Annotated in this window: 22 protein-coding genes and 2 pseudogenes; 12 read left to right on the top strand and 12 right to left on the bottom strand. The window is 35.7% G+C overall.

Annotated elements, in window-relative coordinates; all coding sequences use genetic code 11:
• A partial coding sequence (locus V7024_RS15195; RefSeq protein ID WP_335521391.1) for an acyltransferase occupies window positions 1-1,117 on the top strand: 1,117 nt, incomplete at its 5' end.
• Between the two features lie 371 nt (window positions 1,118-1,488).
• On the opposite strand, the gene V7024_RS15190 is transcribed toward V7024_RS15195, so the two are convergent.
• The 3 genes and pseudogenes from V7024_RS15190 to V7024_RS15180 all read right to left on the bottom strand — a co-directional run bounded on the left by V7024_RS15190 (window position 1,489) and on the right by V7024_RS15180 (window position 4,995).
• Window positions 1,489-2,751: a neutral/alkaline non-lysosomal ceramidase N-terminal domain-containing protein gene (locus tag V7024_RS15190; RefSeq protein ID WP_335521389.1), complete on the bottom strand. Its 1,263-nt coding sequence runs from the start codon at window positions 2,749-2,751 to the stop codon at window positions 1,489-1,491.
• Between the two features lie 190 nt (window positions 2,752-2,941).
• Window positions 2,942-3,391 (bottom strand): annotated as a pseudogene (locus tag V7024_RS15185) (DinB family protein).
• A 185-nt stretch (window positions 3,392-3,576) separates the two neighbouring features.
• Window positions 3,577-4,995 (bottom strand): SpoVR family protein, encoded by a 1,419-nt coding sequence (locus tag V7024_RS15180; protein ID WP_335521387.1) that lies wholly within the window; start codon window positions 4,993-4,995, stop codon window positions 3,577-3,579.
• 168 nt (window positions 4,996-5,163) lie between these two features.
• Between V7024_RS15180 and V7024_RS15175 the strand changes: the two genes are divergently transcribed.
• A complete protein-coding gene (locus V7024_RS15175) occupies window positions 5,164-5,505 on the top strand; it encodes a DUF952 domain-containing protein (protein WP_335521385.1) in 342 nt (113 codons plus the stop codon).
• A gap of 604 nt (window positions 5,506-6,109) precedes the next feature.
• Here the strand turns inward: V7024_RS15175 and V7024_RS15170 are convergent.
• The 3 genes from V7024_RS15170 to V7024_RS15160 all read right to left on the bottom strand — a co-directional run bounded on the left by V7024_RS15170 (window position 6,110) and on the right by V7024_RS15160 (window position 8,925).
• A complete protein-coding gene (locus V7024_RS15170; protein ID WP_335521384.1) occupies window positions 6,110-6,670 on the bottom strand; it encodes a nitroreductase family protein in 561 nt (186 codons plus the stop codon).
• A gap of 172 nt (window positions 6,671-6,842) precedes the next feature.
• Window positions 6,843-8,252, bottom strand: a complete 1,410-nt coding sequence (locus tag V7024_RS15165) for a sensor histidine kinase (protein ID WP_335521382.1) — start codon at window positions 8,250-8,252, stop codon at window positions 6,843-6,845.
• A complete protein-coding gene (locus V7024_RS15160) occupies window positions 8,239-8,925 on the bottom strand; it encodes a response regulator transcription factor (RefSeq protein ID WP_335521397.1) in 687 nt (228 codons plus the stop codon). Before V7024_RS15160 ends, V7024_RS15165 begins: the two co-directional genes overlap by 14 nt.
• Window positions 8,926-9,289: 364 nt before the next feature.
• Here V7024_RS15160 and V7024_RS15155 point away from each other — a divergent pair, with 364 nt between their 5' ends.
• The 8 genes and pseudogenes from V7024_RS15155 to V7024_RS15120 all read left to right on the top strand — a co-directional run.
• Window positions 9,290-9,889 (top strand): hypothetical protein, encoded by a 600-nt coding sequence (locus tag V7024_RS15155; RefSeq protein ID WP_335521380.1) that lies wholly within the window; start codon window positions 9,290-9,292, stop codon window positions 9,887-9,889.
• A gap of 121 nt (window positions 9,890-10,010) precedes the next feature.
• Window positions 10,011-10,520 carry a PCYCGC motif-containing (lipo)protein gene (locus V7024_RS15150; protein WP_335521378.1) on the top strand — a complete coding sequence of 170 codons (510 nt, stop codon included), beginning with the start codon at window positions 10,011-10,013 and terminating at the stop codon, window positions 10,518-10,520.
• A gap of 184 nt (window positions 10,521-10,704) precedes the next feature.
• A complete protein-coding gene (locus tag V7024_RS15145) occupies window positions 10,705-10,944 on the top strand; it encodes a YhdB family protein (RefSeq protein ID WP_335521376.1) in 240 nt (79 codons plus the stop codon).
• Between the two features lie 122 nt (window positions 10,945-11,066).
• On the top strand, window positions 11,067-11,954 hold the full coding sequence (locus V7024_RS15140) for an LCP family protein (protein WP_335521374.1): 888 nt from the start codon (window positions 11,067-11,069) through the stop codon (window positions 11,952-11,954).
• Window positions 11,955-12,107: 153 nt separating this feature from the next.
• A complete protein-coding gene (locus V7024_RS15135; protein ID WP_335521372.1) occupies window positions 12,108-12,539 on the top strand; it encodes a disulfide formation protein C in 432 nt (143 codons plus the stop codon).
• Window positions 12,539-12,955 (top strand): thioredoxin family protein, encoded by a 417-nt coding sequence (locus V7024_RS15130; protein WP_335521370.1) that lies wholly within the window; start codon window positions 12,539-12,541, stop codon window positions 12,953-12,955. Before V7024_RS15135 ends, V7024_RS15130 begins: the two co-directional genes overlap by 1 nt.
• A 75-nt stretch (window positions 12,956-13,030) precedes the next feature.
• Window positions 13,031-13,246 (top strand): DUF1540 domain-containing protein, encoded by a 216-nt coding sequence (locus V7024_RS15125; protein ID WP_335521368.1) that lies wholly within the window; start codon window positions 13,031-13,033, stop codon window positions 13,244-13,246.
• A 32-nt stretch (window positions 13,247-13,278) separates the two neighbouring features.
• Window positions 13,279-13,374: pseudogene (locus V7024_RS15120) on the top strand (carbohydrate kinase); the annotation flags it as partial.
• Window positions 13,375-13,384: 10 nt separating this feature from the next.
• Here V7024_RS15120 and V7024_RS15115 read toward each other — a convergent pair.
• From V7024_RS15115 to V7024_RS15105, 3 genes are all read right to left on the bottom strand, one after another.
• Window positions 13,385-13,645, bottom strand: a complete 261-nt coding sequence (locus V7024_RS15115) for a hypothetical protein (RefSeq protein ID WP_335521366.1) — start codon at window positions 13,643-13,645, stop codon at window positions 13,385-13,387.
• Between the two features lie 89 nt (window positions 13,646-13,734).
• Window positions 13,735-14,508 carry a L,D-transpeptidase gene (locus tag V7024_RS15110; protein WP_335521364.1) on the bottom strand — a complete coding sequence of 258 codons (774 nt, stop codon included), beginning with the start codon at window positions 14,506-14,508 and terminating at the stop codon, window positions 13,735-13,737.
• 253 nt (window positions 14,509-14,761) lie between these two features.
• Window positions 14,762-15,631 (bottom strand): SDR family oxidoreductase, encoded by an 870-nt coding sequence (locus tag V7024_RS15105; protein ID WP_335521362.1) that lies wholly within the window; start codon window positions 15,629-15,631, stop codon window positions 14,762-14,764.
• A gap of 233 nt (window positions 15,632-15,864) precedes the next feature.
• Between V7024_RS15105 and V7024_RS15100 the strand changes: the two genes are divergently transcribed.
• Window positions 15,865-17,166 carry an NCS2 family permease gene (locus tag V7024_RS15100; protein ID WP_335521360.1) on the top strand — a complete coding sequence of 434 codons (1,302 nt, stop codon included), beginning with the start codon at window positions 15,865-15,867 and terminating at the stop codon, window positions 17,164-17,166.
• Between the two features lie 34 nt (window positions 17,167-17,200).
• Here the strand turns inward: V7024_RS15100 and V7024_RS15095 are convergent, their stop codons facing one another.
• Together V7024_RS15095 and V7024_RS15090 are read right to left on the bottom strand one after the other, a co-directional pair.
• Complete coding sequence (locus V7024_RS15095) at window positions 17,201-18,055, bottom strand: patatin-like phospholipase family protein (RefSeq protein WP_335521358.1); 855 nt, start codon at window positions 18,053-18,055, stop codon at window positions 17,201-17,203.
• 303 nt (window positions 18,056-18,358) lie between these two features.
• The gene (locus tag V7024_RS15090) at window positions 18,359-18,790 is read right to left on the bottom strand and encodes a MarR family transcriptional regulator (RefSeq protein ID WP_335521395.1); all 432 of its coding nucleotides are present in this window, start codon (window positions 18,788-18,790) and stop codon (window positions 18,359-18,361) included.
• Between the two features lie 194 nt (window positions 18,791-18,984).
• Between V7024_RS15090 and V7024_RS15085 the strand changes: the two genes are divergently transcribed.
• Complete coding sequence (locus tag V7024_RS15085) at window positions 18,985-20,172, top strand: MFS transporter (protein ID WP_335521356.1); 1,188 nt, start codon at window positions 18,985-18,987, stop codon at window positions 20,170-20,172.
• Window positions 20,173-20,229: 57 nt separating this feature from the next.
• Here V7024_RS15085 and kdpDN read toward each other — a convergent pair whose 3' ends face one another.
• The gene (kdpDN, locus tag V7024_RS15080; protein ID WP_335521354.1) at window positions 20,230-21,375 is read right to left on the bottom strand and encodes a KdpD-like non-kinase potassium sensor; all 1,146 of its coding nucleotides are present in this window, start codon (window positions 21,373-21,375) and stop codon (window positions 20,230-20,232) included.
• Window positions 21,376-21,429 lie beyond the last annotated feature (54 nt).

The following is a 21,429-nucleotide window of genomic DNA, read 5'->3' as shown; positions in this document are numbered from 1 at the left end:
ATTCTGTATCTATCCTTTAAAAAAAGGAGTTCAAAAAATGACTTGTAATTCAAAGAATCTTATAAAACCAAAAAAAATAATTAAAAATTCTAATATTGAATTCATCAGAATTATAAGTATGATTTTCATAGTTTTCCATCATTATAGTGTTCATAGTGGCTGGGTTTTTAGCGATGTTTATTCTAAAAGGCAATATTTCATAGAAATCCTGGGCTCTTTTGGAAAAATAGGGGTCATATTATTTGTCATTATATCAGGATATTTTTTAAAACAATCTACATTTAAAGTAAAAAAACTCATATCTATGTGGGGATTAACATTTTTCTATTCTATTTCTATTTATTTAATATTCCTACTAACAAATAAAATTAATCTTACTCATGAAATTTGGAAATTTATTTTCCCACTTTCCTTTTCAATTTATTGGTTTGTTACAATTTATACATTTATTTACATACTAACACCTATATTAAAAAAAATACTGCTACAATTTAAACAAAAACAAATTTTAATATTTTTATTTCTTTTTGTTTTTGTTTGTAGACTTCCAGTAGTCATAGGATTATTAACTTCAAACCCAGATGCATTTTCTCTAGATTATCAATTTCTTTTTATAATCTTTATTACTGCAGGCTATTTAATTAGGGAATATGAGTATAAAATCACTGCTTCCTATAATAAATATCCATATTTATTATTAATAATTACCACCCTCCTTATACTGATTGGCCCTTATCTTATTAGATACATTAATCATAAGTTTAATTTATCGATTTATTCAGAATTTTTTGTAGAGTTAAACAGTATAAACGCACTACTGTTTTCTGTTAGTTTATTCATTATTTTGTCTAGATTAAACTTTAAAAGTAAAATAGTAAATTCTATAGGGGCTTGCACGTTCGGTGTTTACTTAATTCACGATAATCCTTTCATACGAAAGTTCATATGGATAGACTTATTTCATGACGCTGAATACCTCTATGGAAAATATATAATAATAAGATCGATGGTCGAACCAGTAATAATCTTTTTAATATGCGTTGCAATAGAATTACTACGTAAAAAAATTTTAACCGTAGTAAATTTCTTCATACATACAAAAGCAAAAAAGATATGATAAGTCCATCTAATAAGGTGGGCTTATTTTTATTATTAAAATTATGGTATTCTACCTATAAAAATGACAGAGGTATTTACATGGATGCTATGAGGTCCCGCCACATTGCTATCAAGCTAAGATTTTGAAGTATCCCTAAAACGAAAAATTCATATCACTACCATAGCTATTTATGAGAATTTAGGTTATTTTTTCGTTTTGGAGAAAAATGAATTTCTTAGCTTGATGGCGATGGGCTATACCCCTATATTAAGAAAATTTTCTACTTTTCCCCTGATTACAGCAACGCTAATATTGAGCCTATAAACAAAGAGCTTGGATTATTTCCAAGCTCTTAATCTATAAACCTGCTGTGCTTCATTATAAAAGTTTTAAGAATTATATAGTTCCATAACTTTCTCCACTACAAGCTCAGCAGTATTCTCTTCTGGAGGCATCCACAAATTTGTAACCGGTCCATATACCACAGGATTGAGCTCTACTTCATATCCTCCATATCTATATTCTTCTTTTGTAGATAAATAACCAACATAACCGTTCGTATAGCCACCAAAAAAAGCAAGTTCATTATTCAGTTGTTCTTTAATCTCTAGAGCTGTTTCTGAAAATGGTTCCATTGGTATTCCAGAAAATGAACCTTCATTGATTTGAAATAACTGAATTTCTAAATCAATTGTTAACTGTCTCACATTTTGTTTGTATTTATCTAACATGATCGTAAGCCATTCGTCAGTATTTACACCCCAATGTGTTTCAGCTAATTGCGCCATCCTTTTTATTCCTTCAGGTTCAGGAATATCCTTTAACTTCATTTGTAATGTGCTTGAAATAGTTTTCAGCTTTAAAATGGAGTTGTAAGTAATTGTTGGCAACATCGTTAAGACATTTCCACTTACTATGTAAGCCATCTGTTTTAATGCTTCCATTGAACCACGATATTTTGCATTCACATTTCCCGCAGCCCCCTGCACAATTGTTACATGACAGTTAAGTGTTTGTTCGAGGATTTCTCTTGTTAAACCTGGGTAGTCAGCTGATAATCTATCACTATCGCCCTTTAAGACATTTGGATGCGCCGTACAAAATACAATGATTCCGGTTAAATCCTTTGTTTGTTCGTTTCTGATTGCTAAAACACCGATTCGTTTATCTACAACTCCATTTACATCCACACCCATTTTCGCTTTTCCATCAGGCGTTTTCTCTCTTCGTTTTACTCCTATTTCACCTGTTGTGACGTTCCATCCAACTTCAGATGGTTGCATATTGTCATTCGCAATAACAGCAGCTCTTACTACATTGGTAATTAAAATCGTTTTATAAGACGTTACTAACTTATCATCGCCGGCTGTTTCTGGACCAGAATGGGTATGAGTGTAAACAACCATTATGTTTTCGAATGGAACATTCAACTCATTTGCAATTTGCTCCCGAATTGGTATGGTATCTTCTATTAACATCCCTATGTTATCAATACTAATAAATACGGTCTTTGTTTGATTGCTTTCAAACACGTATGCGGTTGCATAAATGTGTTCATCAATATTTCGGATCCCTGTTTCTCTGTGGTATCCAATAAAGTCGATACCTAAGGGTGGTGTAATATCGACCTTACATACTCCTACTTTACTCATTTGAATCTCTCCAGTTATTTATTTCATTCGTTATTTTATTCAACTAAACTATCTTGTGAGCTGCTGTTTCCTGGAATTGCTTTTTGAATTTTGTTGAGCCGCAAAGAGTAACGATATTTGGTTTTGTATCCTGAAATAAGAGTCCCATAGAAGTTTCTCCTATTTTAACAAGGTCTTGTTTCATCGAATATTAATCCCATATATCAGGACGCTCTACTCCCATATTCCGCATATAGTCTAATAGTTGTCCTGTATGTACCGCCTCATGATAAGCTATTCTCATTAAAAAATCTCCTAATGATCGAATATATCCAGTAAAGCCTTTATCACTTAAATCTGACCGGTCGATTGTAACATTTACTAAATCAGCTTTTGTTAGAGATTTAATCAAGCTTAAGAATTTTTCTCTATATGGTAATGAAAATTTGAGTTCTGCTTCAATAATTGTAAAGTTTCTCAAAGAATAAGGTTCGTCAAAGTACTGTACACTTCCACAATTTTGGATTATTTAATAATAGTGATACTCAGATTCCAGAACATGTCTAATCATTTCTGCACATGTAAAAGCTTCATCATCAGGTTTCCAATTTAACATGTGGTTAGGGATAGCTCTCCATACTTTAATACTTCTGCGTCTAATTTATTCAAAATTCAAAAGAATTAAATTGGTCTCATTCATTTTAATCTCCCCCTTTGTACCTATAGATTAATAATAACAAATTTACAAAAAATAACAAGAATATACGTTCGGTTGAATAAGACTTCTTTTTTTGATAAAGAAAGTGTATTCATTTCATAAATAAAAGCCGCTGATTCCAGCGGCCCTCACACATACTTCCGATGCACCATCTTCCCATCATACGAAAACACAACATTCTTATTCTCCACAATCGACTCCATATGCACCGTTCTTCCCCATAATTGATAAATGTATGGCAACACTTTCTCTAAATATTTTAAATCCAGTTCAATACCTTCATAACAATGCTTAATGTACAATTCGCCGTTCTTTAAATGGTCTCCATCTTCAACAACTAAATACGGAAATCCACCGTTTGTTCTCATATTAACTAGCTGATCGCGCACATTTTCCCATTCTTTATCGACGATTTTATAATCTTTTCCTTGGCGCTGGAATAAGTACATATCTTCGCGCATGACAAGCTCTTTATTTAAGTAGTTTCTAAGAAATGATACGTCCCACTCAATTTCCCGTACTTCAAAAATTTTCTCTCTTCCAGAGTTCGGTTTTACGCCTTGGCGCTTCATCTCTTCTGTTGGATTGTTGTAGCGTTCTTCAATATCTTCAAACATTTTAATCCCAAGGTAGTATGGATTAATGCTCGTCTTTGATGGCTGGACAACACCTGCGTTTAGCTTGGCGAATTCAATTGCTTCGTCTGAGCTTAAGTCCATTTCGCGGAGGATACGTTGATGCCAGTACGACGCCCAGCCTTCGTTCATGATTTTCGTTTCAAGCTGCGGCCAGAAATATAGCATTTCTTCACGCATCATCGTTAAAATATCGCGCTGCCACTCTTCTAGTTCGCGGCTGTATTGTTCAATAAAGAGAAGTAAGTCTTTTTCTGGTTGCGGCGGAATTTTTCTTTTCTTCCGTGCATTCGGTAATTCGCGTTTCTTATTTCGATTTTCTAAGTTCCATAAATCATCGTATGGTGTAAGAGCCTTTTTTGTTGTTTCTTCCTCATCTTGATCATCTGCACTCCACGACAGCTTTGGTCTCATAAGTGAAGGGTCAATGTGCTCTTGAATAGCTAATACTGCATCTAAAAACGTTTCGACTTCTGCTTTTCCGTATTTATGCTCATAATTTTTCACTCTCTCTGCAGTTGCCGACATACTTTCGACCATATCCCGTTTTGTGTTAGAGAATCGAATATTATTTTTAAAGAAGTCACAATGCGCTAATACGTGAGCGACAATCAGTTTATTTTGAATGAGTGAGTTTGTATCTAATAAAAAGGCATAGCACGGATTCGAGTTAATGACGAGCTCATATATTTTACTCAGTCCTAAATCATAGTGAAGTTTCATCTTATAAAATTGTTTTCCAAAACTCCAATGCGAAAAACGCGTTGGCATCCCGTAGGCACCAAATGTATAAATAATATCTGCTGGACAAATTTCATAACGCATCGGATAAAAATCTAATCCAAATCCTGTCGCAATTTCCGTAATTTCCGCAATTGCATACTGCAATACTTTATCCTCACTGCTTCTCATCTCTTTTCCCCTCCTTACACATTCCCTTATGACAGTGTATGAAGGAGAACAAGCTTTCATGAAGATTATAGAAACTACCTTCATTTATTTTGTCTTTTAGATGCGATTCATTTGAAAAACATGTAAAATTTTCTTTAGGAAAATAGTTATTACAAAGGGGACAATACTATGAAAACAATCATGAAAGTTATGACCGTACAAGCATGGGAGAGTGCAAATGAAAAAGGGATAATTGTCGAACCTTCTTTACACGAAGAAGGCTTCATTCACTGTTCATTTCTTCATCACTCACTACAAGTTGCCCATAAACATTTTGCATCAGAATCTTCTCTTGTATTGTTAGCAATTGATGCCGAACGTGTACGAGCTGAAATAAAGTACGAATTAGCTACAAACGGTGAACAATATCCGCACATTTACGGTGTCATCCCTACGAGTGCGATTACAAATGTCTACACATTACATCAACATGAAGATGGCACGTTCACTCTTCCAGCAGAACTTGCATAACAAAAAAAGGATGCTCATGCATCCTCATACTGTTGAAAAACAGTTTAATCAATAGACGAACACTATATGGTCCTCCATATAGTGTTTGTTTTCCACTTACTTTTGCACATATTATTTTTTAACGTATTTCCGAAAGAAGTCCCATCTTCAAGCACGTGACGGGCAATGAAGTGATGGGTAGTCGACTCCTTTTTCAAAACTATTAATTTTAATTTCTTATCAATAAGGGTACTCTATCCTTTTAACCTTCTCCTCTTAGAAAGTATCTACAAGAGATTTTTCATTACAAAAATGTAATGTTCATGTCACTTTTTCCAATCGTTCAAATAACCTTTTTCCGATATAATTTACATATAAAATAAGCTTATGATAGAGAATGTATATAAAGGTGGTTAGTGTTTTGAAGCAACGTAAACAAGAAATTTGTTTTCTATGTGTGATAGGAGTTTTAGCTTCTACACTCGCAATATTACCGTTACTCTTGCAATAAAAAATAAAATAAAGACTTTCTAACTAAAATAAAAAAACCAAAGCAGCAAGTATATTTATCCCTGCTGCTTCGTACTTTAACACTTCATTCAGGATGCTCATGCATCCTTCTTTGTTATCCCTCAATAATCTCTAACTTCTCCATAATCGACGTACGCTCTTTTCCTTCTGGTACTTTATCAAAATATCCGACATGTAAAATACCAACAACTCGGTGTCCTTTCGTTAAACCGATTCCTTTCATAAAATCAGGATTGTAAATGAGTCCGCCTGTTTTCCAAACAGTTCCTAATCGATGTTCCCAAGCTAACAGCTGGAAGTTTTGGATAAATGCACATACAGCAGCATAGTCTTCATCACGCTGTACTTGGCGCGGGTCTTCATCCATATAAACAACGATTTGAACTGGTGTATTCATAAACCGTTCTGTTAACATGTTTCCGCGCTTTTCTCTTTCCTCTGGTGAAAAAGAACTTAACACAGCGTCTACTAATGTTTTGCGGCCGTCCCCCATAAATAATTTACATTGCCACGGCTCGCGGTTCTTATGATTTGGCGCCCACGTTGCATCATTTAATAGTTCAATTAACAATTCTTTTTTTACTGCTTGCTTTGTAAATGTACGAATGGATCTTCTTTCTTTCACAACAGTTGCGATCGAAGTATAAGTTGTCATTTTTTCCTCTCCCTCATCAATTTTATCTATATGTATACGTCATTAGTTGATAAAGATTATCAATTTCAATTATAATCCTGTTTCCTTATATAAATCAATATTTAATACAGAAAAACCATTTTCTTTTTATATAACACAACAAAAAATCGCCTTACTTTATGTAAGACGATTTTCATGATCTCGGAAAACGTATGATAAACATTGTTCCTTTACCTTGCTCACTCGTTACCTCAATTGTTCCATCCTGCAATTTCACAAGTTCCTTTACAATTGATAATCCTAATCCAAATTCACCATAGCTATTCGTTCTAGAAGCATCGGCTTTATAAAAGCGCGACCACACGGCAGCGACTTCTTCTTGCTTCATTCCTATCCCTGTATCTGCAATTTCAATCGTTACTGTTTGTCCTTCTTCTTTTCCTCGTAATCGAATCGTTCCGTTCTCTGTAAATTGTAGACTATTTTTTGTGATGTTCAGTAAAACTTGCAGCAACCGATCATAGTCAGCGTAAACAAATAAACGAGCGGGGACATCGATTTCAATCTTATTTCCCTTTTCCTTTGCTTGCAGTTCTAACTGTTCACGAATGACTTCAAAGACTTCTTTTACGTCAATTTCTTCTTTTTGAAGTGTAATTTCATTTGAAAGAATTTTTTCATAGTCTAACGTTTCATGAACGAGGCGAATTAACCGCTTCGTTTCTTGTTCCATCATTTCATAGCAGCGCTGCTTTTTCTCCTCTGGAATGAGGTCATTCTTCATCCCTTCTACTAAACCATTCATTGTCGTAAGCGGTGTTTTTAATTCATGGGAAACATCCGCAATAAATTGACGTTTTCGCTTTTCTAAACGCTCGATTTCTCTCTGTGCTTTATGAAGCTGCTGCGCCATATTGTTAAAATCGTTTCCGAGCAAACCAATTTCATCATATTGTCCGATAGGAATATATACATCATACTGGCCTTTTGCGATCATTGCAGTTGCCCCGCGAAGACGCTGCACCCGTTTTACTAAAGAGCGTGAGAAAAAAATACTAACCACAAGTACAATTAGAAATGTAACGCCTGCTGCAATGTATAAAAAACGATTTAATTCTGTAATGATTGCAAGTGTGCTGCGAATAGGAGCCGTTAACATCACACCGCCTTGCAGTTCGTCATTTTTCATATATGGAATCGCAACAATGGATACAGGCTGTTCAAATCTATTTACGTCTCGTTTTATTTTCAATGTTTCACCATGTTGAATTTTCTTCCATTCTTCCTCGCTTAACAATGGATTTTTCTTTACATGAACTGGTGATTGCGTAATTTCTCCCTTTTCATTAAAGATGAAAAACTTCGTGTCACGTGCACGTAATAGAGTAGAAAAATGTTTTAGTTTCACAACATGAACATCCATTTCCTTTTTCTCAAGCTCATCAATAATTTTATTTCCATAAGAAGTAAGCTCTTCTACTTTTGTCTCATAAGCAAGATTTTCAGCTAAACTTAAAAACATCACACTTAATAAAATAAAGGCAACAAGAAAAACAAAAATGTAACTAAACAACAGCTGATAAAAATATTTAATCCTTTTCACAGCCAGCTACCACTTCATCAAATTTATAACCAACGCCCCACACAGTTTGAATCCATATATGCGAGTCCGTCCTAATTTTTTTACGAAGCCGTTTAATATGTACATCGACCGTTCGCTCATCTCCGTAAAATTGATAGCCCCAAATGCGTTCTAAAAGCTGCTCCCTGCGAAATACTTGGCGCGGATGTTTCGTAAAAAAGACGAGTAGTTCAAATTCTTTTGGCGTTAAATTATTCACTTTCTCACCGTCTAAAAATACTTCTCTCGTTTCTTCATTAATATGAAAATGACTCGTTTCATTTTTCACCTGTTTTTTTGCTAAACGACGGACAGCTGCCTTCATCCGTGCGATTAATGTAAGTGGGCTAAATGGCTTCGTAACATAATCGTCTGCCCCGATTTCTAATCCTAGCACTTGATCCGCTTCACTATCTTTTGCGGTTAACATAATGATAGGAACGTCACTGCTTTCTCTTATTTTTTGACATAGCTTTATACCATCCATCCCTGGAATCATCCAATCTATAATAAGCAAATCCCATTCTTTCTTTTGAAACAATGCATATGCTTCTAAACCATCTGCGACAAATGTTGCTTGAAAGTTTTCTTTCATAAAAAACATTTCAAGCATGGAACACACACTCTCATTATCCTCTACAATTAATACATGCATCGCAGCATCTTCTCCATTCATTGAACTCTTTTTCTTCATTTTAAAACTCTTATCATATAGAAACAACTCTCTACTTCTATATATAAACCCATTTTAATTTTTCAACATATTAGTCGCTGCTATGCCAAGCAAAACATGAATGCTACTTGCTTTCTCCCTTTGTTTTAATCCTTGCACGTGGCAGAAAATGGCCCTGACCGCTACTATGCATGGCCATATGCTCTCGTCCTCCCTAAAAAGAAAGGGTTTTTGACGTTGTTTTTTCAATTTGTACCTATTTAAAACATAATTTGTTCATAGTTTTGTCATACTTTTTGGATAAGCTATAACAAAAGCAATCAACTATATATAGGAGTGATTAAACATGAAGAAAAAGCTAGTAACAGGAATGTTAGCGGTATCATTATTATGCGGAGCAACATCGCTAACTGCATACGCTTCTACAAATAACTCACAAGCAGAAACAAAGCACCATAAATTCATTTCTGAAGAACAATACAAATCATTAACAGAAAAAGGCTATCAAAAGCGTGAAATTCGGAAAGCAGCGCGCATTGCTAAGTTAAGCGGAAAAGATATTAACACTGTATTAGACTACTATAAACAAAAGCATACGTGGAAAGAGACTGCTAAGCACTTCGGCGTTGATAAGAAGAAACTACATAAACAACATATGAGTAAAGAGATGAAAGCAAAGTTGTTTCAAAAAGTAGCAGACATGCAAAAATCGACTCCAGATCAGGTAAAACAAACAATGCGTGACTATGAAGTCTCTTTATTCCAACTTGCTGCGCTCAACATTATTTCACAAAAAAGTAATACACCTTTAAATGACGTTTTAAAAATGAAGAAAGACGGTATGAATGTAAAACAAATTGCTGAAAAATTAAATGTGAAAAAAGAGGATATGCAAGCAGAAATGAAGAAATTAAAAGCAGAACTAAAAATGAAAAAAGCAAAATAAGGAAGGAGTGTTTATTCGCTCCTTCTTTTTTACTTCTAAAATTAAGCTGCGCTTAATATATGTTTATATACCTGTCCATTTTCGCTGGAAACAACTGAGGAAAACTAAAGGAGGAATGCCAATGAAAAAGCCGCTTTTGTTATGTTGTATGACAGGAATACTTGCATTTACAATGATTGGTTGCAACAGTACTGAACAAAAACAACCCGCAAAAGAGACGAGCTCATCACATAATCATCATACAGAAAAGCAAAGAGATATTGCCGAAACAACAAAAGGAATCGACACACTTCCTTCTTTCTTATCTGAACAAGATGCGCAAATTAAAAAGATTTACGCTGTGGCAGGACAACATGCCGAATTGCTTCAATGGATTCCATGCTACTGTGGATGCGGTGAGAGCGTAGGACATAAAAGCAATAAAAACTGTTTCATTCGTGAAATCAAAAAAGATGGCCAAGTTGTTTGGGATTCTCATGCAACAACTTGTGTAAATTGCCTTGAAATTGCATTAGAATCGGCAAGGTTACAAGAAAAAGGAAAATCACCACTTGAAATTCGAAAATACATTGAGAATAAATATAAAGAAGGCTATGCAAAACCAACGCCTACTCCGATGCCAAAAGCATAAAATGAAATTTTCATGATGTATTTAACATATTCTCCATTTTAGCGAAATAAAAACGAGGGATTATCTCCCTCGTTTTTTTACGTCAAGCCTCACTCATCCCCCCTTTTGTTAACAAATTCTTTCAAGTGTATTTCCTCCTTTCTGTCACACACTATATATAACTCCTCATTAAAGGAGGCACACAATGCACACATACACCGACTACGATAAGGCTCTTTATTACACATATTGTTGCAATTGGGAGAAACTGCTTGTACTTATGGTACAAACAGAAGATCAGTTGTTTTCCAAACGAATTGAACACTTCTTGCACGCGTATCAATACAGTAACGATCTATCCGAAATTGACAAACAACTTCAACTGTTGTTTCAATATATTGATCATGCTACGCAGAAAACATATGCAGAGCAAGCCTATATGTAACGAACCAAGCTCCTACTACGATAAGACGCTATCCCAATGCATGGGGGTAGCGTCTTAGTATATTTTACCAGCCTATTGTTCATAATACATATTATGAACAATAAGCAAACGGACGTGATGTTGTGAAAAAACACATTTACTTACTTTTACTTATCGCCCTATTGGTCAGCGGTTGTCAAAAATCACCAAAAGAAACAGCTCCGAAGTTTCAAGGAGCAAAAAACGAAAAAGGATTACTGAATGTACTCCTTATCGGCAGCGATTCACGCGGAGAAACGCAAGCTAGGGCTGATACGATTATGATTGCACAGTATAATAAACAAGAAAAAACGGTCAAACTTGCTTCTATTATGCGCGATAGCTACGTAGAGATTCCTACATACGATAAAAAGTATAATAAAATTAATGCCGCCTACTATTATGGCGGTCCTGAATTATTACGCAAAACGATCCAACATAACTTTGGAATCGATGTATCTCATTACGTGACAGTTGATTTTGCTGCATTTGAAAAAATTGTAGATACTATCGCACCAGAAGGAATTACTGTAAATGTATCGCAGACAATTATCGATGATATGGGATTACATGTACAACCTGGCTCGCAACGATTACACGGAAAAGAATTATTAAAATATGCACGCTTCCGTCATGATGCTGAAAGCGACTTTGGACGTGTAGGGCGCCAGCAAGAAGTACTGCAAGCATTGCAAAAAGCCTTTACCGAAAAAGTGGAATCCGTAGACGGCGTCTTCCAATTACCTATGATCGTTTATGACCTTCTCCCTTATATTCAAACGAGCATGGATACGCAAACGCTATTCACACTCGGCAGTAACGTTCTCGCTCACCCTATTGAAAAAGTGGAAACGATGCGAATTCCAGTTGCGAATGGATACGAACCGAAAACGTATAAACATGCCGGGGCAGTATTAGAACTTCATTCTCAAAAAAATAAAGAAGCGATTCAAGGCTTTTTTATAAATTCTACGAAAGCTGTAAATCAGTAACATTCCCTGAAAAACAAGGTGTATTTCACCTTGTTTTTTTATTTCCGAGTTTTCAGCGCAAAAAACTTTTATTATGTCGAATGTTTTGCTTTCTTTTCCCCTGCTCCTCATACTATAATTTTGTATGTAACTATTATAAGAGAGGTATAAAAAATGGACCGCGAAAAAAGAAAAGAAGCTCTGTTATTTACCGCTTGGGGAACTTCATTTATTGCTACACTCGGAAGCTTATATTTTTCTGAAATTATGAAATTTGAGCCATGTACATTATGTTGGTACCAACGTATTTTTATGTATCCATTTGTGTTACTACTTGGAATTGCCGTAGCCCGCAAAGATTACCGCATCGCTACATATTCTTTTCCAATCGCAAGCATCGGCGCTTGTATCTCACTATACCATTATGCCATTCAAAAGATTACCGCTTTTTCAGAAGCCGGTGCAGTATGTGGACGAGTTCCATGTACAGGACAATATATTAATTGGTTCGGCTTCGTCACAATTCCATTTTTAGCACTAATTGCGTTTATCATGATTGCAATTTGCAGTTTCCTTTTACTAAAAACTAACAAGGAGATGAAATAATGAAGAAAATGTTTCTGTTTGGCGGTATTGTCATCGCTTTATTAATCGCTATTTTTGCTGTATCAAACATGGAAACAAAAGAAGAAACGAAAACAGATTACTACACAAATAAAATTTCTTTAGATGATCTTCGAAAAAATATCCAAGAAAAGAAAGATCAAACGATATACTTCTACCAAACAAGCTGTAGTCACTGCCACAAAGTATCACCAATTATTGTTCCAATGGCAAAAGATATGAAAGTTGATATGAAAGTCGTCGACTTAGAAAACGAACCAAATGCGGTGTGGGATGAATTTAAAATTACAGGTACACCAACGATTATTCACTTTAAAGATGGTAAAGAAGTAAGCCGCATTACGGGAGAACAACCGAAAGAAAACTTTAAAAAGTGGTTTACACAAACTAAAAAGTAACAAGAAAAGGAAACTCCCTGTATACATGAAGTGTGCCTAAAAACCTCACACTACTTGTATAAGGAGGGGGATTCTATGCCAGAAGTACGATGCTCTGTCTCTAACTGCTCATATTGGGGACAAGGTAACTTTTGTCAAGCAACTGCCATCTTCGTACAACCTGACTCTCAAGAGTCTACACACTCAGAAGACGAGTCATATACAGATACAATTTTATCTGGACAAATGATAGAAAGTTCGGCAACCATAAGTGTAGAAACATGTTGCCATACCTTTCAGCCAAAATACTAAACACCAGCCCATCTCACAATACATGAGATGGGCTTTCATTTGCAAACAAAGTTGGAGCACTTACTTGTACAAATTACGGGGCAATCTCTTCCCTCCCGGCACTTGAAGATGTAAGAGCGTACGATTAATTGTACGCTCTTACACTTGCTTCCAAGCATCATGCATCATTGCAACATATACAATAAGAATAAAAGCTGTTCCACCTAATGTAACCCAGCGATATATACTATCTTCACACTCCCTCGCTTCAACAAATGCCCATACAAATCCCACTAATATCAATAAGTCTACATACGGAATGTACATAGAAAAGATAAATGAAATGAACAAATAGATAGCAAATAAACACAATGTAATTAAAAAAATTTTAAATGCAAATTTACCGTCTTCCTTCTCCACCGCATCTTCCCCCTCGCCTTTACATCATTCTATTCAAAGAGGAACTCCAATGCGATATGAAAAAGGATACCATTTCCAAACAGTATCCTTTACTTTACCTCGTATTTTCGTTTATAGATATTACTTAATATCGAGTAAGGAAGTTGCTCATACTTTACCGTCATTTCTTTTTCATCCATAATATACAAATTATTTCCTATATAATATAGTCCATTCTTTCCTTGCGAATACACCGGATATACCTCATTCGGTAATACGGTTAGAATTTCTGTAAATTGTCCATTCGGTTCTTGCCAATATATTTTCGTTTGATCGATCGTTGTAATCTTCCCGATCTGTTCTTCCTCTAATATACGTCCGCTCCAGCTAACAACTCGGTATCCAAATTGATGCGCCGCATATTCAGGAGATGTATGAAAATGAGTAATAATTACCTTCGTTTGTAATGGAATTCGCTCATACAACCATTGAATATCTCGATCATACATACGAATACATCCGTTCGACTCACGCCTGCCAATCGTCCATTCACGATTTGTCCCATGAATGGCATATTCATTTTTATTTAAGCCCATCCACCTAGTACCGAGTGGATTATTCGGTGCACCGCCCGGAATATTTTTTCGATGATATTCTTTATTTTTATATTTATTAATAATGCAAAACGTTCCTTCTGGTGTAGGTGTAATTTTCTTGCCAGTAGTAATAGGAAAAGTTCGTATATAGTTTCCATTTTCAAAAAAAGATAATTGATTTGTTGTTAAATTTATAAGCAATAAATGATCTGCCTTTTCAGCAAATGTAATTGGTACATATAAAAAAAAGAAAAGAAATATTAATGCAAGTGAACATGCTTTTTTCATCAATGTCACCTCCACGTTCCCCTCAAAATCTCACCATGAAAATACTATGGTTCATTTAGTTTTTACTATAAATTCAATTCTTATGAATGAGAGCTGACCTTAAAGGTCAGCCTCGATTTTACGCGCCCAGAAAATATCGGCGCTTTTTACAATATATCGGCGGAAATAGTACATTTATCGGCGATATTTGTGATATATCGCCGGTTCGACACAATTTAAGGATCCTTCGACACCGTTCGTCACGAGAGTAGTCCTAACCGTTAACAATCACGCCCCCGTTAACGTGAAGGATTTGTCCAGAAACATAAGTAGAATCATTTGAGGCTAAATATACATACGCCGGTGCTAATTCATACGGTTGTCCCGGCCGTTTCATCGGGACATTACTGCCAAATTCAGATACTTTTTTCTCATCGAAACTTGATGGGATAAGCGGTGTCCAAATGGGACCTGGGGCAACGCCGTTAACACGAATACCTTTTGGAACTAAAGATTTTGCCAATGAACGTGTGAAGGAAACAATCGCTCCTTTTGTTGCCGAATAATCAATGAGCTGCTCATTTCCTTCATACGCCGTAATGGAAGTAGTGTTCACAATGACATCACCTTGTTTTAAATGAGCAAGTGCAGCTTTTGTTATATAAAAATACGAGAAGATATTAATCCGAAACGTCTTTTCCAGCTGCTCTGCTGTAATAAATTCTAAGCCTTGCTGCGGATATTGCTGCGCGGCATTATTCACAACAATATTTAAACCTCCCAATTGCGTTGCAGCCTCTGCTACAACTTGCTGGCAATGCTGTTCATCACTTACATCTCCCGGAAATAAAAAACACTTTACACCTTGCTGTTCGACCCAACGCTTCGTTTCCTCTGCATCTTCATGTTCATCTAAATACGCAATGGCTATATTGGCTCCCTCTTTTGCAAAAGCAATCGCTACTGCTCTCCCAATTCCGCTGTCTCCTCCCGTAATCAGTGCGGACTTCTCTTGAAGCTTCCCGCTTCCTACATACTTCTCATCTATACATTTAGGGCGTGGATTCATGATTTTTTCAATTCCCGGCTGTTTCTCTTGATGCTGAGGGGGCAGTGTTTTCTTCGGTTGTTCTTGTTGTGTCATACTATAAAACCTCCTTATCATATGTCTTTCTTATGATGTACGAAATCAAAAAATATACTTAATTCTTACAAAAAACGAAATATATACATAGAAAACACGTTTAACATTCGAAATTTAGCCATAGAAAACCGAAAAAATGAATTTATTTCTCTAAAACTCTTGCCAAAAAACAAAATAACGAATATTATATATAACTGTTGTGACAATTATTCGTAAAAAGAAAGGATGTTTTTATGTTTAACCTTTCAAAACATCAAACTTCTATTAAAACTGAAATTATGGCTGGTATTATTACCTTCTTAACAATGGCATACATTATCGTCGTAAACCCAGTTATCCTTGGTGATGCAGGTGTTCCATTTGAACAAGCATTTACAGCAACAATCATCGCTGCTGTTGTCGGAACATTATGTATGGCATTCTTTGCAAATTTACCAATTGCAATTGCACCGGGTATGGGATTAAATGCTTACTTTGCTTACTCAGTTGTCAAAACTCATGAAGGCATGACATTTGCAATTGCTTTCTCTGCTGTATTCGTAGCAGGTATGATTTTAATTTTGCTATCATTAACTTCTTTCCGTACAAAATTAATGGAAGCTATTCCTGAAAACTTAAAACATGCCATTACAGCTGGTATCGGTTTATTTATCGCATTTATCGGCTTGCGTCTAACAGGCATCGTTACGAAACATCCTTCAAATTTAGTTGGACTTGGAGATCTTCACTCTCCGTCTGTTTTACTTGCATTAGCTGGACTTGGGATTACGTTAGTACTGATGTCTTTAAACGTGAACGGTGCATTATTTATCGGTATGTTATTAACAGGAGTTATCGCTTACTTTACTGGACAATTAACGTTTTCAAACGGAGTTACCTCTCTGCCAGGTTTACCAGAAGGCGTAATTGTTTCTAATCCAATTACAGCAGTGTCTGATGTCATTCACTACGGATTATATGGCGTTGTCTTCTCGCTCTTCCTTGTAACACTATTCGATACAACAGGCACACTACTTGGCGTTGCACAGCAAGGCGGCCTTATGAAAGATGGCAAGCTTCCAAATTCCGGACGTGCTCTTCTTTCCGATTCTATTTCAGCAACGATTGGTTCTATGTTTGGGACAACACCAACAACTGCTTATATTGAATCTGCGGCTGGTGTTGCGGCTGGTGGTCGTACAGGCCTAACAACATTAACTGTTGCGGCATTATTTGCAGTAACTGCATTCTTCGGACCACTTGTCGGTGCAGTATCTGGCGTTTCAGCTATTACAGCTCCATCATTAATTATTGTTGGTAGCTTGATGATGGGCGCAGTTCGTCACATTAATTGGGATGTATTTGATGAAGCTTTTCCAGCATTTTTAGTCATTTTAAGCATGCCGCTTACATCAAGCATTGCAACAGGTATTGCGCTTGGCTTCATTTCATACCCGCTGATGAAAGTGGCAAAAGGACAATTCCGTGCCGTTCATCCGCTTGTATACTTGTTTGGTATTTTATTTGCTTATCAGTTAGTATTCTTACCGCATTAAAAAAAGGTGACTCATATTACTTTGAGTCACCTTTTTACTTACTTAGAAATTGCACCAAACCATCATACATTTTCTCAGCATCTCGAAATCCTTGTTCATATAAACGTTGTAATTTATCTGGATTCTTCTCCATACGATCCACTTGTAATTGCTCTGTCGGCCGAATCACAAATATATTTCCAGTCGCTTCTTCTTTCTCAATATAATGAAGAGTCTCATTATACACTTCGTAACGAGTTAGCATTGTCTTTACTAGATTAGGATAATTTTTATATACTTTCCCTGCAACCCATCCTAATCTTGATTTTTTCTTCATATAGCCTTTATTCCTTGTCAAAATAACAACGGATTTTCGGTAACCGTCTTCCTGTGCTTTTCGAACAGGAATCGGATCTGAAATGCCGCCATCCAATAACTTTTTCCCGTCAAATTCTACAACAGGTGCGACAAAAGGCAATGAACTCGATGCCTGTAATACTGTTAATGCCTCTTCTTGTGAACGGCCTTTTTCAAAATAGACAGGTTGTCCAGTTTCACAATCCGTTGTTCCGACAAGAAATTGCTGCTCCGTATTGAAATACGTTTCAAAATCAAATGGTACATGCTGCATCGGGATTTCACGAAAAATAAAATCCATATCAAAGAGCTGACGCTTTTTCCAAAAGTTTTTATACGATAAATATCTTGGATGTGTCACATATTCAATGTTTACTGTTTTATTTCTTTCTTTTTGTCTTGAAAGATACGACGCTGCATTACACGCACCCGCTGATACACCAACCACATATGGAAAATGCAAATCGTTCTCCATAAAATATTCTAATACACCAGCTGTATATACGCCGCGCATACCGCCGCCTTCTAATACTAAACCCGTATTTTCAAGCATGGCTCTCTCTCCTCGTTTTATATAAATCGATTTTCATTTTTCAACATATAAGTCACTGCTATACAGAATACAACATGACCGCCACTTGCTTTCTCTCTTTGTTTGAAACCTCGCATGTGGCAGGAAAAGGCCCTGACCGCTTCTATGCACGGCCAGATGCTCTCGCCCCCTAAAAAGAAAGGGGTTTTTATGTTGTTTTTTAACTTATATGTAATAATTCATGTTGTTAACTATCTCTTTCTATTATATATAAAACTGTTGAGAAACCATATTCAGACGACTTGACTGAAACGAAATATTTCTTTATTTCCTCTTCGTTCCTATATGCATCGTTACATCCGCTATGAATTGGTGAATAACCTCCAACTCTTCTTTTGTATATTTATCTAAAAGTGATAACCACTCTTCTTCCGCTTCATTATGTAACGCTTCATGAGCATGATATATTTCTCTTCCTTTGTCTGTTAAACGGAAAAATATTTCTTTTTGGTTGTTCAACATTTTCATCTTTTCAACAAAATTCTTATTAAATAATTTTGTACAAATTTTAGAGATGGCCCCTTTTGTCATTCCCATACTTTCAGTAATTGCTGTTACATTCATCAAACCTTGTTGCCCTATACAAGCAATCACATGTAATTCTGATAATGAGATATCACTTATCCCAATTTCACTAAAAAACTGTTCATGTACTTCTTTCATGTACTCTTCTTTCTTATGAATAAGTGCTTGCATATCGACTAATATTTCTTTTTGTTGCACTGTCCGGTTCACTTTGTTTCCCTCCAAACACAATTTACGTTTCCTTAGAAACAATTATACTTTATAGTATGCCACATTAAAAATAGAATTCACACTATCTATTTACAAAATAGAAAATCATGTTAAAATTACTTTAGTTTCCAAGGAAACTAAAAGGAAGATTATTTATGACAACTACAACAAACCGAACACCTATTTTCTATGTCATTTGTATTAGCGCTTTATTAGGCTCTCTATCTCAAAATATGTATACTCCTATCTTACCAATGATTCAGGGGTCATTTCATACATCATTATATTTGGTCAATCTTACTGTTTCCGTTTTTACTTTTGTACTTGCGATTATGCAAATTGTATACGGTCCACTTATTGATACAAAAGGAAGGAAATCCATTATCATTCTAGGTCTATTGCTGAGTTTCATCGGCTCAATAGGTTGTGTATTTTCACCAAACATTTATATATTTCTTATTTTCAGAGCCATTCAAGCTTTTGGAACAGCAGCTATCCCAGTTGTTTCAGCTACCATAATTGGAGATTTATATGAAGGAAATGAGCGCGGAAAAGCAATGAGTATGTACCAGACGCTTTTAGCGCTGGCACCTGCTATTGGTCCTTTATTGGGGGGCTATTTAGGAAATCGAAATGGTCACGTTTCTATCTTTCTCTTTTTAGCAGCGATTAGTATCATTTTATTACTTATAAACATTGTGTTACTTCCAGAAACAAAACCAGTTTCTTCTATAAAACAGCAAGCAACAAAACATTACTTTCGCGTTTTACAAAGTAAGATTGGTTTTACCATTGTCATAATTGGTTTTATGCAATTTTATCTTTATTTTTGCTTCCTTGTCTTTTTACCATCCATGTTAAAAACTTTATTTCATCTTCATCCACATACAATTGGGCTATTCTTTGTTCCCATGTCATTATGTATGATGTTAGGTAGTTATTGTTATAAAATGTTACAAAAGAAAATCCAGACAAAACAGGCTTTACTCTTTACAAGTTTCTTTCATATTGCATGTATCTTATTATTTTCTATCACCTATAGCATGAATGTCCCTATCCTTATTATCGTCATTTCTTTATACGGATTCAGCATGGGATTATCAATGCCAACTCATACAACTTTATTAACAGAAGAATTTGTGACTGAACGTGCAACTGCTATTGGCATCTATAACTTTATTCGCTACTTCGGAATGGGAGTAGGTCCACTCCTTGGCAGTTTTCTATTATTTGATCAAAATTACTTTTGGATTTTCTTTTCGGGATCCATAGTTTTTCTATTGTTTCTCTTATATGCGATGAAGAATTTCATTCATTTTCATACAAGAAAAGAAGAAATCTAGAATTTAGTAGATATAAAAAAGAATCTCTAAAAAACCGCTTTTAGAGATTCTCTTTCCCTACCCCCGTTGATCCGCCACAATATGAATATCAATGTTCTTCGTCAGTCTCATAATTTCATTTACAATGGAACCTTTTCGAATTTCTTCCCATCTCGTTCTTGCTGATTGTCCAAGTAAAATTTGCGTAACTTGTCGCTCTTTTGCCACCTTAATAATGACATCTGCCGGTTTACTACCTTTTGCTTCTTCTAATAAAAAGGTTGCATCAAATTGATTCGTTAACGCTTTCCATTCTTCAATAACTTGTTTTTTTGCTTCTGATATAGATTCAATCGTTTCTCTTTCTACATTTAGTACATATAATTCTGCATTTAAACGGTTTGCCATGCGCCAGCCGCGGCGAATGAGCTTTTCTGCCGTAGAACTATACTGCACGCAAACTAGAATTTTTTCCTTCACTCCAATTGGTTCCTCAGTAAATTGACTAATTTTCTCGTCCATATCATCTGCAACTTCTCGAAGTGATAATTCGCGGAGTGCTCCTAAATTATTTAGCGTAAAAAAGTGATTTAAGCTCCGTTGAATTTTTTCTTCCTTATATATCTTTCCGTCCATCAATCGTTTTCGAAGTACTTCTGGCGTTACATCAACAAGCTGAATTTCATTTGCTTTTTGTAAAATGAAGTCAGGAACGCGCTCTCTTACTTTGACCCCTGTAATTTGCTCGACGATATCGTGAACACTTTCCAAATGTTGAATATTAAATGCAGACAAAACATCAATGCCAGCATCCAATAATTCTTCGACATCTTGATAACGTTTTTTATGTTTCGAACTAGGGATATTCGTGTGGGCTAACTCATCTACAATCACAACTTGCGGTGCCCGTTTTATAATTGCTTCGACATTGAGTTCTGGAAACACTTTCCCTTTGTAATGAATCTCTCTTAACGGAACCGCTTCTAACTCAGCAATCGCCTCTTCTGTTTCTTTTCGGCCGTGCGTTTCAATAAGACCAATTACAACATCAATGCCTTCTTTTCGCATCTCTCTAGCATCAAAAAGCATTTTATAACTTTTTCCGACTCCAGGAGCTGCTCCGACATAAAGCTTTAATTTCCCCCGATTTTGTTGACGAATATATTCTAAATATTCTTCTGGCGTTCGCCTTTGAAACGTTGGCTTATAGTCATCTGCATACATCAACATGCACCCTTTCCGACCAAACAATGCTACCTCAATCTAAGCGATTGAGGT

It is taken from the genome of Bacillus sp. JJ864 (assembly GCF_036963045.1).
GTDB lineage: Bacteria > Bacillota > Bacilli > Bacillales > Bacillaceae_G > Bacillus_A > Bacillus_A pseudomycoides_C.
This window is presented reverse-complemented; position numbering and strand designations above follow the sequence as displayed.

Coding starts and splice junctions, on each gene's coding strand:
- V7024_RS15190 (WP_335521389.1), bottom strand. CDS start 2,751: ATGAGTAAAGTAGGAGTATGTAAGGTCGATATTACACCACCCTTAGGT.
- V7024_RS15180 (WP_335521387.1), bottom strand. CDS start 4,995: ATGAGAAGCAGTGAGGATAAAGTATTGCAGTATGCAATTGCGGAAATT.
- V7024_RS15175 (WP_335521385.1), top strand. CDS start 5,164: ATGAAAACAATCATGAAAGTTATGACCGTACAAGCATGGGAGAGTGCA.
- V7024_RS15170 (WP_335521384.1), bottom strand. CDS start 6,670: ATGACAACTTATACTTCGATCGCAACTGTTGTGAAAGAAAGAAGATCC.
- V7024_RS15160 (WP_335521397.1), bottom strand. CDS start 8,925: ATGCATGTATTAATTGTAGAGGATAATGAGAGTGTGTGTTCCATGCTT.
- V7024_RS15155 (WP_335521380.1), top strand. CDS start 9,290: ATGAAGAAAAAGCTAGTAACAGGAATGTTAGCGGTATCATTATTATGC.
- V7024_RS15150 (WP_335521378.1), top strand. CDS start 10,011: ATGAAAAAGCCGCTTTTGTTATGTTGTATGACAGGAATACTTGCATTT.
- V7024_RS15145 (WP_335521376.1), top strand. CDS start 10,705: ATGCACACATACACCGACTACGATAAGGCTCTTTATTACACATATTGT.
- V7024_RS15135 (WP_335521372.1), top strand. CDS start 12,108: ATGGACCGCGAAAAAAGAAAAGAAGCTCTGTTATTTACCGCTTGGGGA.
- V7024_RS15130 (WP_335521370.1), top strand. CDS start 12,539: ATGAAGAAAATGTTTCTGTTTGGCGGTATTGTCATCGCTTTATTAATC.
- V7024_RS15125 (WP_335521368.1), top strand. CDS start 13,031: ATGCCAGAAGTACGATGCTCTGTCTCTAACTGCTCATATTGGGGACAA.
- V7024_RS15110 (WP_335521364.1), bottom strand. CDS start 14,508: ATGAAAAAAGCATGTTCACTTGCATTAATATTTCTTTTCTTTTTTTTA.
- V7024_RS15105 (WP_335521362.1), bottom strand. CDS start 15,631: ATGACACAACAAGAACAACCGAAGAAAACACTGCCCCCTCAGCATCAA.
- V7024_RS15100 (WP_335521360.1), top strand. CDS start 15,865: ATGTTTAACCTTTCAAAACATCAAACTTCTATTAAAACTGAAATTATG.
- V7024_RS15095 (WP_335521358.1), bottom strand. CDS start 18,055: ATGCTTGAAAATACGGGTTTAGTATTAGAAGGCGGCGGTATGCGCGGC.
- V7024_RS15090 (WP_335521395.1), bottom strand. CDS start 18,790: ATGCAAGCACTTATTCATAAGAAAGAAGAGTACATGAAAGAAGTACAT.
- V7024_RS15085 (WP_335521356.1), top strand. CDS start 18,985: ATGACAACTACAACAAACCGAACACCTATTTTCTATGTCATTTGTATT.
- kdpDN (WP_335521354.1), bottom strand. CDS start 21,375: ATGTATGCAGATGACTATAAGCCAACGTTTCAAAGGCGAACGCCAGAA.